Annotated in this window: 7 protein-coding genes; 5 read left to right on the top strand and 2 right to left on the bottom strand. The window is 72.9% G+C overall.

What is annotated here, in order from left to right:
- Positions 1-4,935: non-ribosomal peptide synthetase (locus tag FED44_RS29065; RefSeq protein ID WP_138462701.1), on the bottom strand; the 4,935-nt coding region annotated here is incomplete at its 3' end.
- Positions 4,932-6,827, bottom strand: coding sequence for an AMP-binding protein (locus tag FED44_RS29060; RefSeq protein ID WP_111701477.1), 1,896 nt, complete (start codon positions 6,825-6,827; stop codon positions 4,932-4,934). The genes FED44_RS29060 and FED44_RS29065, both read right to left, overlap by 4 nt.
- Positions 6,828-7,060: 233 nt before the next feature.
- Here FED44_RS29060 and FED44_RS29055 point away from each other — a divergent pair, with 233 nt between their 5' ends.
- Genes FED44_RS29055 through gntD form a run of 5 tightly spaced genes read left to right on the top strand, consistent with a single transcriptional unit; the run spans position 7,061 to position 16,830 of the window.
- The gene (locus tag FED44_RS29055; RefSeq protein WP_111701520.1) at positions 7,061-7,834 is read left to right on the top strand and encodes a thioesterase II family protein; all 774 of its coding nucleotides are present in this window, start codon (positions 7,061-7,063) and stop codon (positions 7,832-7,834) included.
- Positions 7,831-10,980: a condensation domain-containing protein gene (locus tag FED44_RS29050; protein WP_138462700.1), complete on the top strand. Its 3,150-nt coding sequence runs from the start codon at positions 7,831-7,833 to the stop codon at positions 10,978-10,980. The genes FED44_RS29055 and FED44_RS29050 overlap by 4 nt, the downstream gene beginning before the upstream one ends.
- 43 nt (positions 10,981-11,023) lie before the next feature.
- A complete protein-coding gene (locus FED44_RS29045; RefSeq protein WP_111701479.1) occupies positions 11,024-11,224 on the top strand; it encodes an MbtH family protein in 201 nt (66 codons plus the stop codon).
- 36 nt (positions 11,225-11,260) lie between these two features.
- Positions 11,261-15,712 carry a non-ribosomal peptide synthetase family protein gene (locus FED44_RS29040; RefSeq protein WP_111701480.1) on the top strand — a complete coding sequence of 1,484 codons (4,452 nt, stop codon included), beginning with the start codon at positions 11,261-11,263 and terminating at the stop codon, positions 15,710-15,712.
- A gap of 26 nt (positions 15,713-15,738) precedes the next feature.
- A complete protein-coding gene (gene gntD / locus FED44_RS29035) occupies positions 15,739-16,830 on the top strand; it encodes a guanitoxin biosynthesis L-enduracididine beta-hydroxylase GntD (protein ID WP_208759244.1) in 1,092 nt (363 codons plus the stop codon).
- Positions 16,831-17,036 lie beyond the last annotated feature (206 nt).

The following is a 17,036-nucleotide window of genomic DNA, read 5'->3' as shown; positions in this document are numbered from 1 at the left end:
ATCCAACTCCCGATACCGCACCACCCCGTCGACCGCCCGCACCGCCACCGCATCCGGACACCGATCCACCACCGCCTCGACCAACCCATGCACACACCCACCAGCCCCGACGGATGGACCGGTCAGCGGGCCACCGTCACCCAACGCACCGAGGACGGTCTTCTCCCCCGCCGTACGGACGTCGAGATCCATCACCCGCGCGCCGGGATCGGCGGCCAGCGCCTCCACCACCACCGTCAACCGCTCCGCCAGCAGACAGGCCGACCGCGCATCGAACAGATCCGTGTTGTAGGTCAGGAACCCGCCCAACCCCTCCACCGACTGCTCCAAATGCACCGACAACTCGAACTGCGTACCGGCGGGTGCCATGTCGACTCGGGTGAAGCGGAGGCCGGGCAGTTCCAGCGTCCGCTGGGGTGCGCTGTCCAGCGCGAGCATGACCTGGAAGAACGGGCTGCGGCTGAAGTCACGCTCCGGCCGCACGTGCTGGACGATCCGCTCGAACGGGGTGTCGCTGTGAAGCTGGACCTCCAGAAGGTTCGCGTGCGTCGCGCTCAGGGCCTCCGCGAGCGTCATGCCGGGCCGGGTCACGGAGCGCAGGGGAAGGGAGTTCGCCAGGAAGCCGATCATCTCGGCGGTGCCGGGGTGCGTACGGCCGGAGGACGGGATGCCGATGGTGACGTCGTCCTGACCGGCGAGTTTGGCGAGCAGCAGCGTCAACGCCGTGGTGATCACCGTGAAGGTCGTCGTGCCGCTTTCCCGTGCGAGGCGCTCGACGGTCTGCGCGGGCAGGGAGAGCGGAACGGCGTCCCCACGGTGCGTCTGGTACGGCGGGCGTGGCTTGTCCGTGGGCAGGTCGAGCGTCTGCGCGCCGGCGAGGTACTCACGCCAGAACCCGAGTTCGGAGTCATCGGCCGGAGTGTCGAGCTTCCACTGGGCGTAGTCGCCGTACTGAAGAGGGGCGCCCTGCGCGCGCGGTTCACCCGTGCGGGCGGCCTGATAATGATCGGCGATCTCGCGGAACAGCACGGTGAGGGACCAGCCGTCCGCGATGACATGGTGGAGCGACAGCAGCAGCACGTGTTCGTCGTCCGAGACACGCACCACCCGCGCGCGGAACAGCGGGCCCTGTTCGAGGTCGACCGTCGAGGTCCGCCACTGCTCCAGGGTTTCCGCCAGGTCGGGTACGGCGGTGAGCGGCGGCTCCCAATCCCACTCCTCGTGTACGACCTGGACGAGTTCCCCCTCCACCATCCGGAGGGTGGTGCGCAGGCTTTCGTGGCGCCGGGCGGTGTCGGCGAGGGCGGTGCGCAGCACATCCCGGTCGAGCGGACCACGCACGGTAGCCGCGCCGGTGATGTGATACGCCAGATTCGTGTCCGGGTGCAGATGACACAAGAACCACAACCGCTGCTGATTCGCCGTCGCCGGATGCACATGATCACCAGCCGGATGACGACCCACCGGGATCGCGACCACCTCACCGGCACCCACACCCGGCAACCGCTCAGCCAGACCGGCCACCGTCGGATGATCGAACACCAGCCGAAGCGGCACCACCACACCCAGCGCCTCCGACAACCGATGCACCAACCGCGTGGCCAGCAACGAATGCCCACCCAGACTGAAGAAGTCCTCATGGATGTTCGTGACCGGCCGGCCCAGCAGACCGGCGAACAACCCGGCCACCAGACGCTGCGCCTCAGTGCCGGGAGGCTCCACTTCACCGGCCCCGGCGGTCGTGAGCGACGGCTGGGGCAGCGCCTTACGGTCGATCTTCCCGTTCGGCGTACGCGGCAGCGCCTCCATCACCACGATGCGGGCAGGCACCAAATGCTGCGGCAGACACCCCCGCAGATACCGCAGAAGAATCTGCTCGCAATCCGCATCGCACAGGGCAAGGTCACCGTGATCCGCCGCAACGGCAGGACGACCACCATGCTCCTGGTCCCACCGGTCACCGTGCACGTCGTGCGTGCCGACGTAGTCACTGTGGTTGGCGTGGTCGCCCCGGCCTCCGTCGCCATGGTGATGCGGATCGTCGTGGTGAAGGTGGCCGAGGAGTCTGGTGGCGATGTGGGCGATCAGGTGGTCGCCGTGGACGGTGACGACGGCCTCCGACACGGCCGGGTGCTGGAGCAGGGCGTGTTCCACCTCGCCCGGCTCGATCCGGAACCCCCGCAGCTTCACCTGGTGATCCACCCGGCCGTGATAGTCCAGGAAGAACTCCACCCCGCCATCTGCGGTGGTGCTGGGGCGCCAGCGGGCCAGATCCCCCGTCCGATACAACCGCCCACCCTCGCCGTGAGCGTCGTCGGGGAGGGCATCGCCGTCGTCGTCCCCGTGGCTGCCGGGGAGGGGCAGGTAGCGTTCGGCCGTCAGCCCTGGCCGCTGGTGGTAGCCCCGCGTCACCCCGCTCCCGGACAGGTACACCTCGCCGATCGCGCCCAGCGGCACCGGTCGCAGGTCGCCGTCCAGCAGGTGCACGCGTGACCCGGGCAGGGCGCGGCCCAGCGGGGTCCGCTCTGCGCCGGGGTCGGTCACCGCGTGGGTGGAGTATGTGGTGTCCTCGGTCGGGCCGTAGAGGTTGTTGACCACTCCGACCGCCGGGTCCCGGTACAACCCGCGCACCAGCTCCACCGGCAACGGCTCCCCGGCCAGGTTGATCGTCGCCGCCCGTGGCGGGATCGCGCCGGCCGCCAGCAGCTCCGCCGCCGCCGACGGCACCGTGTTCACCAGCGTCACATGCCCGAACCCGGCCCGATCTTCAATCAGATCCAGCGCGTTACCCGCCGCCAGGGTGACGGTGGCCCCCACCGACAACGGCGCGAAGATCTCAAACACCGACAAGTCGAAACACACACTCGTCGACGCCAGCGTCTCGGCCAGCGCCCCCACCCCGAACGTCTGCCCCGCCCAGGTGAGCATCGCCACCGTCTGCCGATGCTCGATCACCACACCCTTCGGCCGCCCCGTCGACCCCGACGTGTAAATCACATACGCCGCATCCGAAGGCTGCACTTCCACGCCCAACCGGCCATGGAACCCGTCACCGGCCGTACCGAGCACGGCACCGACGTCGACCACCTGCACCCCGGCCGAACCGGCCGAGCCCGCGGAACCGGCCAGGGGGTTGTGGTCGGGTGTCGTCACCAGCACGGCCGCCTCGCTGTCGGCCAGCAGATAGGCGACCCGCTCCGGCGGATACCCCGGATCGATCGGCACATAGGCCGCACCGGTCTTCAACACCGCCAGCAACGCCACGATCAGATCACTGGTCCGCGGCAGGCACACCCCCACCAACACCCCAGCCCCCGCACCCAACCCCACCAGATGACGAGCCAACCACTCAGCCCGCTCATCCAACTCCCGATACCGCACCACCCCGTCAACCGCCCGCACCGCCACCGCATCCGGACACCGATCCACCACCGCCTCGACCAACCCATGCACACACCCACCAGCCCCGACGGATGGACCGGTCAGCAAGCCACCGTCACCCAACGCACCAAGGACCGACTTCTCGGCCTCGTCCAGCACGTCGAGCTCCGCGAGAGGCCCGTCCAGGCCTTCGGTGAGCACGCGCAGCGCCACGCCGAAGCGACCGGCGAGCAGCCGGGCGGTCTCGGCGTCGAACAGGTCGGCGTCGTAGCCGAGGAACCCGGTGACGCGGTCACCCGTCAGCCACAGGTACACCTCGACGTCGTACTGGATCGCGGCGGGCGCCATCGTCAGCGGCCGTACGGGCCGTCCGTCCAGGTGGAACTCGGGCAGGCCGTCCTGGAGGACGCACATCACCCGGAACAGCCGGTCTCCGCCGGTCCCCGCCGCCGCCGCGACCGTCTCCAGGGGGACGTGCGCGTGCGCGTACGCGCCGAGGCAGGTGTCGCGTACGGCAGTCAGGAGATCGCGGCCGGTCGCGGCGGCGGCGCTGTCGGTGCGCAGCGCGAGCATGTTGACCAGCGGGGCGATGGCTCCCGGTGCGCGGTGCCGCTCGACGGTCGCGATCGGCGCCCCGATCGTCACGTCGGGCTCCCCGGTCGTCCTCGCCAGCGTCAGGTGCAGGGCGGCGAGCAGCATCATGAACGGGGTGACCCGCTCGCGTTCGGCGACCTCCAGGGCGTGCCGTACGGCGCCCGCGTCCAGCGACACCGGGACCGCGGCCGAGCGGAAGCGCGGCCTGACGGGTCGCGGCAGGTCGGCCGGGAGGTCGAGCGGAGGCGCGTCGCACAGCCGCTCACGCCAGTAGGCGAGGTCGGCCTCGGTGACCGGCGTGCCCCCGGTGGGCGGGGAGGCCGCGCAGGGCAGGGCTCCACCGGAGTAGAGGGTGGTCAGTTCGGCGAGGAAGACGCCCAGCGACCAGCCGTCGCAGATGAGATGGTGGGCCACGACCTGCAGGAGCGTCTCATCGGGGCCGAGCGACCAGACGGCGACCCGCCACAGCGGGCCGGTGGCCGGGTCCATGGGCCGGGCGGCGAAGTCCTCGGCCCGGGCCAGCGCCGCCTCGCGCCGATCGCCTTCCGGCAGGTGTGCGAGGTCGGCGAACTCGGGCTCCGGCACGGCGTACGGCCCGGTGACGGAATCGACGGCCGGATCGGCGGCAGGGTCGACGGCAGACCCGACGGCGGGCTCGACGGGCTCGACGACGCACCTCGGCGGCTCCTCGCGCGGGAACCGGGCACGCAGCAGCGGGTGGCGCTCGGCCATCCGGGCGAGCGCCGACCGCAGGCGGCCGCGGTCCACCGGCCCGGCCACGGACGCCACGAACGACAGGATGTTCACCGCGGTGCCCGGGTGAAGCTGCTCGAAGAGCAGCAGCCCCGTCTGCGCGGGGCTGACGGCCGGTTCCCCGGCGTCGGCGGCAGCGGCGGACGGGGCCGCGGACGCCCGGTCCCGCCAACGCCTGACCAGGTCCCGGCCCGCGTGTTCGCTCACCGCGACTCACCGGCCTCCGCGGTCAGCGCCGCGATGCGGGCCGCGACCTGGGCGCCGGAGACGCCCCGCTCGCTCCAGTCGGCCATGAGCCGGGCCGTGACCTCGCGGGGCGACTGGGCCGCCAGCACGACCTCGATCGGCACGGGCAGCGCGAGCGCGTCCTCCAGGATCGCCGCGATCTCGGCGACGCGGACGGAGTCGCCGCCGATGCTGCTCAGGTTCTGCGTCGGCGCGCACTCGCCCACCTCGCACACCGCCGCGAACACGCCGGCGAGGAACCGCTCCACGGGCACCGCGCGGTCGCCGATCACCTCTCCCCTGAGCTCACCGGCCGCATAGCGGGTGCGGGCCAGCGAGCGCTGGACCTTGCCGCTGGTCGTACGGGGGATGGCGCCGGGCGGGCAGACCACGACGATGTCCACCCGGGCACCGGTGGCGGCCAGCACCCTGGTTTTGAGGTCAGCGGCGATCTCGGCCCGGTCGACGTCCGCGCCGGCCCTGGCGAGCTCGACGGCCAGCACGATCTCCTCGCCCCCGGCGCGCTCCACCATGAACGCCGCCGCCGTCGGCCGCAACGCGGGATGCCCGTCGACCGCCGCTGACTCCAGGTCGTGGGCGTGGAAGTTCACGCCGCTCTGGATGAGCACGTCCTTGGACCGGCCGGTGACGAACAGGTGCCCGTCGCGCAGGTAGCCCAGGTCGCCGGTGCGCAGGTAGCGCTCGCCGTCGAGTTCGCCGAACGAACGGTCGTCGGAGTCGTTCCAGTAGCCGCGGCAGACGCTCGGCCCCCGGACCCAGATCTCGCCGTTCTCCCCGTCCGCCGCCGGGGTTCCGTCGTCCACGACCACCACGGAGTGTCCGTCGACGGCCGGGCCGCAGTCCACCCGTCCGTCCTCGGCGACGCCGTCCTCCGGCGAGAAGTGCCGCCCGGTGACGATCAGGGTGGCCTCCGCCAGGCCGTAGCAGGGCAGGAACGCCTCCGGCCGGAACCCGTTGCCGGCGAAGCGCTCGGCGAAGGCCCGGAGCGTGCCCGGGCGGATCGGCTCCGCGCCGTTGAACGCCAGCCGCCACTGGCTGAGGTCCAGCCCGGACAGGTCCGCGCCGCGGGCACGGCGCACGCACAGGTCGTAGGCGAAATTCGGCCCGCCGGTGTGCGTGACACCCATTTCCGAGATCTGCCGCAACCAGTCGAGCGGTTGCCGGAGGAAATGCACGGGCGACATCAGCCGGACCGGAAATCCGCCGTACCCGGGCGTCAGAATGCAACCGATCAGACCCATGTCGTGGTATGGCGGAAGCCATGAGATAACCCGGATGTCCCGATCGACGCGAAATACGTCGCTGATCGCCCGGATATTCGCGACGAGATTGGCGTGGTCGAGGACGACGCCCTTCGGCTGCCCGGTGCTGCCGGAGGTGTACTGCACCAGCGCCACGTCGTGCGGCCGCGGCAGGACCTTCGGCTCCACCGGCTCGCCCGCCTCGGAGATCACCGGCGGCAGCGGCACGTCGCCCACGGGGATGAGCGCCAGGATCGCCGGGTCGGCCAGCAGCGACGTCGCGCCGGAGTCGGCGAGGATCCGGGCGAAGCGCTGCGCGATCCGGTCGGCGGCGCCCATCAGCGGCGGGTACGTCGGCACCGCGGGCACCCCGGCCAGGAAGCAGGCCCAGACGGCGGCCACGAGGTCCAGGCCGGGCGGGTACAGCAGCAGCGCCGGCCCCTCCTTGGGCAGCTGCCCGGCCAGGCCGCAGGCCCGCCGCCACAGCTCGCCGTAGGTGATCGAGTCGATGCGGCCGTCCTCGTGCAGGTACTCGTACGCCACCTGGGCGGGGCGTGCCGCGACGTGGTCGGCCAGGACGTGGGCGAGCGTGCGATCGGCCGGAGTTGGCATCGCTGGGGCTCCTTCGCGTGGTGACTACGGCGGGCGAAGCCCGGCGCGGCATTACCGACGAGGCGGCGATCAGAATGTAAGAAGGCCCGCTCTCGCCCGGTTCTCAGGCGTCTACCGGCGTTCTCTCAGTTTCCGAACGAATTCTTGACGGACCCCACGGCAAAGCTGTGCCATGAATTCGCGAATTACCCGCGGCGGGTTCCGATATTCCCACGGAGGTGTGCATGGCCCGCATGAGATCATGCTGGTTGGCCTCGTTCGCCGATGTGCCGGATCCGGCGTGCGAGCTCGTGTGCTTTCCGTACGCCGGCGGCAGCGGGTCGGTGTTCCGGGGGTGGCAGCGCCACACCAGGAGCCTGCGCGTCACCGCCGCGTGCCTGCCGGGCCGGGAGGTGCGCCTCAGCGAACCGGCGATCCCGGACATCGACCGGCTGACCGACGCCCTGCTCACCGCGGTCACCCCGCTGACCGATCGGCGCTACGCGTTCTTCGGCCACAGCATGGGCGCGCTGGTGGCCTTCGAGCTGACCCGGCGGATCCGCGACGCCGGCCTGCCGCTGCCCGCCGGGCTGTTCGTCGCGGGCCTGGAGGCGCCCCACCTGGTGCGGTTCGACCCCGCGCACGACCTGCCGCGCGACGAGCTCGTGGCGTGGCTCTACCAGGGCCAGGGCCTCGACGCCGAGGTGCTGGCCTATCCGGAGCTGATCGACCTGATGCTGCCGACGATCCGTGCCGACCTGGCGGTGGTCGAGAACTACCGCTTCCAGCCGCTCGCGCCGCTGCCGGTGCCGGTCCACGTCCTGCACGGCCGCGACGACGAAGTGGACGTCGCCGCGAGCGGCGCGTGGGCGGAGCTGACATCCGAGGAGTGCCGCGTGACGACGTTCGACGGCGGCCACTTCTTCGTCCGGGAGCACGAGGGCCGGATCGTCCGCCTCATCGAGGCGGCCCTGACCACGACGACGCCTGCCAGGGAAACCGGTGACATCGGGGGAATCGAACGATGACCAGCTCGTCCTACGTCGGCGCGGTCGGCAGCGGCCCCGAACGCGACTACGGCAACATGATCATTCTGCCCGCCGCACCGTCCCAGCGGCAGCTGTGGTTCCTGTGCCAGTGGGACCCCGCCGCCAACGCCGCGTACAACGTCACCAGCGCGGTGCGGCTCACCGGGCGGCTCGACCCGGTGCTGCTCCAGCGCGCGCTGAACCAGGTGGTCGCCCGGCACGAGAGCCTCCGCGCGGGGGTCGGGGTGGTCGACGGCGACCCCCGACAGGTCGTCGCGGTCGAGACGCTGGTGGCGCTGCCCACGGTCGACTGCTCGCACCTGTCTCCCGAGGCCGCCGAGGAGTACGTGCAGCGCGCGGCCGAGGAGCAGGCGAGCCTGCCGTTCGTCCTGGACGAGCCGCCGCTGCTGCGGGTGCTCCTGGTGCGGGAGGCCGCCGACCGGCACACCCTGATCGTGGTCATCCACCACATCTGCTGCGACGGCTGGTCGATCGAGGTCTTCTACCGCGACCTGGCCGAGAGCTACCGCCGCCTGCTCGACGGCGAGGGCCCGGCTCCCGAGCTGCCCATCCAGTACGCCGACTACGTCGCCTGGCGGGAGGAGTCCCTCGCCGGCGAGCCGCTGCGCGACCTGGTTGCGCACTGGTGCGGAACGCTGTCGGGCGTCCAGCCGCTTCCGCTGCCCGTCGACCACTCCCGCCAGGCGCAGCGGCGCATGGCCGCGGCCCGGCTGGAGGAGACGCTGCCCGCCGACGAGGCGGCGGCGCTCGACGCCCTCGGCAGAGGCTGGGAGGCGACCCCGTTCATGCTCCTGCTCGCCGCGTTCAAGGTGACCCTCGCCCGCGTCACCGGGCAGCCGGACGTCGCGGTCGGCACCCCGGTGGCCGGGCGGCACCACCCCGACGCCGAGGACGTCATCGGGTTCTTCGCCAACCCGCTCGTGCTGCGCACCCGCCTGCCGGAGGGCGCCGGCTTCGCCGACGCCGTGCGGGCCGTACGGAACACCTGCCTGGAGGCCTTCTCCCACCAGGAGATGCCGTTCGACCGGCTGGTGGAGGAGCTGCGCCTGCCGCGGGTGGTGGACCGCAACCCGCTGTTCGACGTGATGTTCTCCATGCAGAACACGCCCGGTGTCCTCGCGCGGCTGCCCGAGCTGACCATGGTCCCGGTCGACCTCGCCGTCACGTCGGCCAAGTTCGACCTGTGGCTGACGGTCCTGCCGGACGGCGACGGACTGCGGCTGCGGCTCGACTACGACCGCGACCTGTACGACCCGGGCACGGCGCGGCTGCTGCTGGACGTCTACCGCGCGGTGCTGGCCGAGATCCGCCGCGACCCCGGCGTGCGCTGGGGCGCGCTGCCGCGCGCGGACGCCGGGGAGCGCGCGCTCGCCGAACGCCGGTCGCGCGAGGAGGCCCCCGCGCCGCCTGACGGCACCATCCTCGACGTGCTCGCCGGCCGGTCCTCCAGCCAGGGTCACGCGGTCCGCGCCGCCGACGCCGAGATGAGCCACGCCGACCTGCGTACGGCCGCCGCCGGACTGGCGGCACGGCTGCGGGCCGAGGGCGTCGGGCCGGGCGTCGTCGTCGCGACGCCGCCGCTGCCGTCGGCGGCGCTCCTCGTCGCGGTGCTGGCCGTCTTCGAGACGGGCGCGGTCCTCACGTACGGCTCGCGACACCCGCGCGCCGGGGCGTTCGTCACGTTCACGGCGGACGACTGGCTGGTGACCACCGGCCCCCGCTTCGACCCGGTGCCCTCCGGCTCGGCACGGGCCGGATCGCCCGCCTGGCAGGTGGACGACGGCGATCGCGACGGCCACACGGTCGTGTTCTCCCACCGCGCGCTGGCCGCCGCGGCGACGGCGGTGGCCGCGAGGCTGGGGCTCGGCCCGGACGACGAGGTCGTCCTCGTGCACGACGGAGGGCCGGTGGACCTGGCCGCCCTGCTCGCACCGCTGAGCGCCGGAGCCCGCCTGGTCCTCACGGACACGCCCGCAGGCGGGACCGTGGTGGTCGCCGCGCCGCAGGTCTGGCGCCGGCTGCTGACCGAGGGGTACGCGCCGTCGCCTGACGCCCGGCTGGTCTGCGTGGGCCCGTTCGTCGCCGACGACCTGGCCGAGGCGCTCGGACGCACCGGGAACACCGTCTTCCTGGGCAGGCGGACGCCGCTGTCGGCGGCTCCGGTGAGCCTGTCCCGCCTGGGAGAGGGGTCCGGCCCGCCGCTCGCCGGGACCGTCCGGCGGCTGCTCGACGAGACGGGCGAGCCGGTGCCCCCGGGCGTCGTCGGCGAGCTGTGGCTGTCGGGTCCCGCCGTCGTGGGTTCGGACACGGCGGGTTCGGGCGCGATGGGTTCGGGCGCGATGGGTTCGGGCGCGGTGGCGACCGGTGAGCGCTACCGGTGCACCCCCTCCGGTGAGCTGCGCTTCGCGGGCTACGCCGACGGCCGCCTGATTCTGGGCGACCACGTCGTGCGGCCGGACCGGATCGAACGGCGGCTGACCGAGGTCGAGGGGGTGCGCGAGGCCGCCGTCGTGCCCGGGGAGACCGGAGCCGGGCCGCGGCTCGTCGGCTGGCTGGTGCCCGCCGACCCGCAGGCGGCCGCCTCGCCCCGGTCGCGCGAGGCCCTCGTGGCCACGGTGCGGGAGGCCCTGGCGAACGCGCGCGACCGGGTCCGTACGGGATCCGAGGAACCCGGGACGCCCGCCGCGTTCGGCGTGCTGCGCGAGCTGCCCCGGCTGCCGGACGGCGGGGTCGACCGGGCGGCGCTCACCGCGATGTGCGGGGAGGCGCTGCGGGAGGGCATCGACGAGACCCCGCCGCGCAACCGCCTGGAGCGCGCGATCATCTCCATCTTCCGGGACGTGCTGCCGGTGCCGGAGTTCGGCGTCCACGCCGACTTTTTCGCCCTGGGCGGGCACTCCGTGCTCGCCGCCAAGGTCATCGGCCGCGTACGGGACCAGCTCGGCGTGCTCGTCCCGGTGCGCGACTTCTTCCGCAGGGCGACCGTGGCCGGTCTCGCGGAGGCCGTCGCGGCGGTGGAGGAGGAGCGTGCCCGCGCGGCCGCCGACGCCTCGTCCGCCGCGTACGGCGGGCTCGCCGAACTGTCCGACGCCGAGATCGACCAGTTGCTCCGCCGGCTCGGATGACCCGGGCCGCCACCGAACAACCACCCAACTCAAGGAGTCCCTCATGGGCATCGATGACCCCGAGACCGTCTTCCAGGTCGTCCTCAACGACGAGGAGCAGTACTCCATCTGGTTCGCCGACCGGCCCGTACCGCCCGGCTGGGCCGGCGTCGGCGTCACGGGCCGCAAGCAGGAGTGCCTGGACCACATCGAGAAAGTCTGGGTCGACATGCGCCCCCGGTCGCTGCGCGAGCACGCCGCCTGACCCCCCGATTCACATCCACCGACAGGAGTGCGACACATGAGCCAGCGGCCGGAATTGGAGTCGATGACCCCGGAGGAGAAGCGTGCGCTGCTCGCCAAGCTCCTGGACGGATCGGTCGAGACGACACCCAGCACCCTTCTCCTCGAGCAGCGCCGCCTGTGGCTGCTGCACCAATTGGACTCCGCCAAACCCTGGCAGGTCAGCGCCGCTGTGCGGCTGTCCGGCCCGATCGACCCGGCGGCGATGCAGCAGGCGCTCGTCGCCGTCGTGCAGCGGCACGAGGTGTTGCGGGCCACGTTCCGCGAGGTCAACGGCCAGGCCATCGCCACCACCGCGGCGGCGGTGACGCTGCGGCTGCCCGTCCAGGACATCGACCCCGGCGACCTCGACGGTGAGCTCGCCCGGGTGGCGGCGGCCGAGACCGGGACCCGTTTCGACCTCGGCAGGGGGCCGCTGGTCCGCGCGTCGCTGCTGCGCGCCGCCCCGGACGACCACGTCTTCCTGCTCACCGCGCACCAGATGGTCGCCGACCGGCGCTCGGTCAGGCTGATCGTCGACGAGGTGCTGTCGCGCTACGCGGCCCTGTCCGGCGGCGCCGAGGCCGCGCCCGCCGGCACGCCCGCCGACTTCCGTTCCCTCGTGGACGCCCAGCGCGCCTGGAGCGAGAGCGACGACGCGGGCGAGGCCGTCGACTACTGGCGCGGCGGGCTGGCCGCCCTCAGCCCGCTGGAGCTGCCGACCGACCGGCCGCGCCCGCCGCTGAAGACCATCCACGGCGACGCGGTCACGGTCCCGGTGCCCGCCTCCCTGGCCGCCGCGCTGACCGCCTGGCGCGAGGACCCGGGGCCGACGCTGCTGGCCGCGTACGCCGCCGTGCTCTCGCGCTACTCGCAGCAGCACGACCTGGCGATCGGCGTCCCGGCGGCGGGATCGTGGACCGCCACCGGAAGCGCCGCGCAGGACAGCACGGTCGGCCCGCTGGAGAACATCGTGCCGCTGCGGGTCGAGCTGCGGGCCGGTGACGGCCTCGGCGCGCTGACCGGGCGCGTCACCGCCGCCCGCGCGCAGGCCCTGGCGCACGCGCGGCTCCCGTTCGACCGGATCGTGGACGCGGCGCAGCCCCAGCGCGACCTGAGCCGCACGCCGCTGTTCCAGACCACCTTCGCCTTCGAGGAGGACACCGAGGACCGCGTCCTGCCCGGCGCGGTGGCGCGGCCGCTCGACCTGCCGGTGACCTGGACCCCGCACGACATCGACCTGTTCGCGGTGCGGCGGAGCGACGGCCTGCACCTGCGCGCGCAGTACAACACCGACCTGTTCGACCGGGGCACGGTCGAGCGGTTCCTCGGCCACGTCCTGGTGGTGCTGACCGAAGGGCTGGCCCGCCCCGACCACCCGCTCGCCGACATCCCGCTGCTCACCCCCGAGGAGCACGAGCGGATCGTGGCCGGGTGGAACGACACGCGGACCGAGCGCGACCGGTCGCTCACCCTGCACGCGCTCGTCGAGCGGGCGGCCCAGGCGCACCCGGAGCGTACGGCGGTCTCCGGCGGCGGCGTCGAGATCAGCTACGCCTCCCTCGACGGCCGCGCGGACGCGCTGGCCGCCGAGCTGGTCGCCCGGGGCGCCGGACCCGAGTCGCGGGTGGGCGTCGTCGTCGACCGGTCGCCGCACAGCGTGGTGGCCCTGCTCGGCGTGCTCAAGGCCGGGGCGGCGTACGTGCCGCTCGACCCCTCCTACCCGGCCGACCGGCTGACGTTCATCGCCGACGACGCCGGGATCGGCCTGCTCGTCGGCCGCGCGGAGGCCCTGGCCGCCCTGCCCGTGACGCTGGCCGGGCGGACCCGGGTCAGCGTCTCCATCACCGACCCCGAGCACCCGGCGGACCGGGCGGTCGTCCCGGCGGGTCCCGCGAACCTGGCCTACATCATCTACACCTCCGGATCGACCGGCCGGCCCAAGGGCGTCGCGGTCGAGCACCGGCAGATCGTGCACGCCACCGAGGCCCGTACGGCCTGCGAGGGGCCGGGCCTGCCCGAGCGCTACCTGGTGCTGGCGCCGCTCACCTTCGACGCGGCCGGCGGCGGCCTGTACTGGACGCTCAGCCGCGGCGGCACGGTCGTGCTGCCGACCGAGACGGAGGTGCTCGACCCCCGCCTGCTGGGCCGGCTCATCCGGAACCGCCAGGTCACCCACGTCGACGGCGTGCCGTCGCAGTACGCCCTGCTGCTGGAGACCGACCCGGAGCCGCGCCCGTCGGTCCGCGCGACCGTCGTCGCGGGCGAGGCGCTGCCGCCGAGCCTGGTCGCCGAGCACTACCGCCACTCGCCGGACGCCGTGCTGTTCAACGAGTACGGCCCGACGGAGGCCACGGTGTGGGCCTCGGTGCACCCGGTGTCGCCGGCGGACGCCGACGCGCCCCGCGTGCCGATCGGCCGCCCGATCCCGGGCGCGCGGATCCACCTGCTGGACCGGCGGCTCAACCCGGTGCCTCCGGGCGTGCCGGGCGAGCTGTACATCGGCGGCGAGGGCACGGCCCGCGGCTACGTGAACCGCCCCGCGATGACCGCGGACCGCTTCCTGCCCGACCCGTTCACCCCGGGGTCCCGGCTCTACCGGACCGGCGACCTGGCCCGCTACCGGGCCGACGGCACCATCGAGTTCCTCGGCCGGGCCGACACCCAGGTCAAGATCCGCGGGTTCCGGGTCGAGCCGGCCGAGGTCGAGAACGTGGTGCTGCGCCATCCCCTCGTCTCCGAGGCCGTGGTCACCGTGCGCGAGGACCAGCCCGGCATGCCGCGCCTGGTCGCGTACGTGGTCCCGGTGTCCGGCCGCATCCTGACCCAGGAGACGCTGGTCAACCACGTGCTCGGGCAGGTGCCCGACTACATGGTGCCGAGCGCCTTCGTCACGCTGGAGCGCATGCCGCTGACCCGGCACGGCAAGATCGACCTCGCCGCGCTGCCCACGCCGCAGGAGGTGGCCGCCGGCGACTTCGTCGAGCCGCGCACCACGCTGGAGGCGGAGATCGCCGAGACCTTCGCCTCGGTGCTCGGCCTGCCGCGGCTCAGCGTCACGGCCGACTTCTTCTCCCTCGGCGGCAACTCGCTGCTGGTGGCCCGGCTCGCCGCGCAGCTGTCCCGGCAGCACACGATCGAACTGCCGATCGACGACATCTTCCGGGTGCCGACCGTCGAGGGCATCGCCCGGGTCGTCGAGCTTCAGCAGCGCGAGCGCAGCGCGCAGGACAACGCCGCCCTCTACCTGCAGCAGCTCGCCGACCTGCAGGCCGACGTCACGCTCGACCCCGCCGTGCGGCCCGACGGCCTGCCGCACGCCCGGTGGTTCGAGCCGGAGCACGTGCTGGTCACCGGCGCCACCGGCTACCTCGGCGCCTTCGTCGCGGTAGAGCTGATCGAGCGCACCGACGCGATCGTGCACTGCCTGGTGCGCGGCCAGAGCCGGGACGAGGCGTGGGACCGCCTGGAGGAGGTCCTGCGCAAGTACCGGGCGTGGGACGAGTCGTACCGGTCCAGGCTGCGGGTGGTCACCGGCGACCTCGCGAAGCCGGCCCTCGGCCTGTCGAAGGAGGCGTACGACGAGCTGGCCGGGTCGCTGGACGCGATCTACCACAGCGGCGCGATCGTCAACTTCACCTACCCCTACGAGGCGATGAAGGCCGCGAACGTCCTCGGCACCGAGGAACTGCTGCGGCTGGCGACGACCACCCGGCTCAAGGCGTTCCACCTGATCTCCAGCGTGGACGTCTTCATGGGCACGGGCGCGGAGCGCCCCTTCACCGAGCAGGACCTCACCGACCGGCCCACCAAGATCCCCACCGGTTACCCCCGTACGAAGTGGGTGTCCGAGCGGATCGTGACCCTCGCCCGCGACCGCGGCGTCCCGGTCACCGTGCAGCGCCCGTGGATGATCACCGGTCACACCCAGACCGGCGCCTCCCACGAGACCGACTACCTGTACGTCTACCTCAAGGGCTTCCTGGACCTCGGCGTGCTGCCGCTCTACAACGACGTGATCAACGCGGTGCCCGTCGACTACACGGCCAAGGCGATCGTCTACACCTCCCTGCGGGAGGAGAACCTCGGCCGGAACTTCAACATCACCAACCGGGAACCGACCACGATGCAGCAGTGCTACGAGTGGCTGCGGTCGTTCGGCTACGCCCTCAACGTCGTCGAGGAGGAGGAGGCCAGGCGGCAGGCCCTCGCGGTCGACGAGGACCACATCCTCTACCCGCTGACCCCGATCCTGCGTGTGGCGTCCATGCGGCACGCCGCCCTCGACCCCGACCTGCAGCAGCGGGTCGACCCTATGGACGAGTGCCGGGTGCTGACCGCGGCCCTGGACGGGTCCGGCATCGAGTGCCCGCCGGTCAACGAGGAGTGGGCCCACTCCTGCTTCCGCTTCCTCGTGGAGAACGGCTACCTCCCGGCCCCCGAAGAGGTTGCCGCGCGGGCCGCGGCGTAGCGGGCGTGAGGCGAGAAAGGACCACCATGGAGGACGTCTCAACGATGCCGCGGCCGGACGGCGAGGCCGCAACGGGAAGCACCGGGACGGGAAGCATCCGTTACATCGACCTCGACCCGGCCGACGCGGCCCAGATCGACACCTACACCCGCACCCTCGCCGCCCGCCACGGTTCGAGCACCGCCCCGGCGCTGCTCGACGGCGCCGCGACGTACGCCCATCGCCTGCCGGAGCGCCTGGTCGGCGAACTGCTCTCCCTCCGCCTGTTCGAGAGCAGCCCGGCGCTGGTCGTCCGGGGACTGCCGGTCTCCGACGACGAGATCGGCCCCACCCCGCTCGACTGGCGGGAGCAGGCGAGGCCCTCGACCGTGCCCGCGCGCACGGCCCACGAGGTCTACCTGGTGCTGGTCGCGAGCCTGCTCGGCGACGTCTTCGGCTGGTCGTCCCTGCAGAACGGCAAGCTCGTGCACGACGTGGTGCCGATGCCGACCGAGGAGCGCGAGCAGAGCGGGCACGGCACCGTGCAGCTGGAGTGGCACACGGAGGACGGCTTCCACCCCCTCCGTTGCGACTACCTGCTCCTGCTCGGGATGCGCAACCACGACGCGGTGCCGACCACCGTGGCCGGCGTCGACGAGGTGCGGATCGACCCCGCACACCGCGCGGTGCTCGCCCAGCCGCGCTTCCTCATCCGCCCCGACAACGAGCACCTCAACCGGCTGCGGGCGCGGGCCGAGGAGGCGGCGGGGATGGGCATGGCGATGCACAGCATCCAGCGGATGCAGGACGAGCCCGAGCCGAGCGCGGTCCTGTTCGGCCACCCCGACGCGCCGTACCTGCGCATCGACCCGGTGTTCATGTCCGCGCTGCCGGGCGACGGGGAGGCCGAGGAGGCGCTGGCCGCCCTGGTCGGGTCGCTGGAGGCCAACCTGTGCGGGGTCGCGCTCGGCCCCGGCGACCTGCTCATCGTCGACAACTACCGGGCCGTGCACGGCAGGAGCGCGTTCCGCGCCAGGTTCGACGGCACCGACCGGTGGCTGAAGAAGGTGCTGGTCACCCGGGACCTGCGCAAGTCCCGGGCACACCGGTCCGCGCCGCACGAACGCGTGCTGCTGTGAACCGGCTGCCCGGCCGTACGGCCTTCCCGGGAGATCCGCACCCCGACGGCGGGGTCCGCCACGGCGGCGAGCTGCCGGCGTGGCTCCGCTGCGGCAGCGTGCCGTCCGGCACGACCGACACGGTGTTCCGGCCGTGGCCCGCCCCCGGCGGCGCGACCCCGGAACACCCGCAGCCGGAAGCCGCGGCACCGGAAACCGCACGGCCG

Source organism: Microbispora triticiradicis (genome assembly GCF_005864065.1).
GTDB classification, from domain to species: Bacteria; Actinomycetota; Actinomycetes; order Streptosporangiales; family Streptosporangiaceae; genus Microbispora; species Microbispora triticiradicis.
This window is presented reverse-complemented; position numbering and strand designations above follow the sequence as displayed.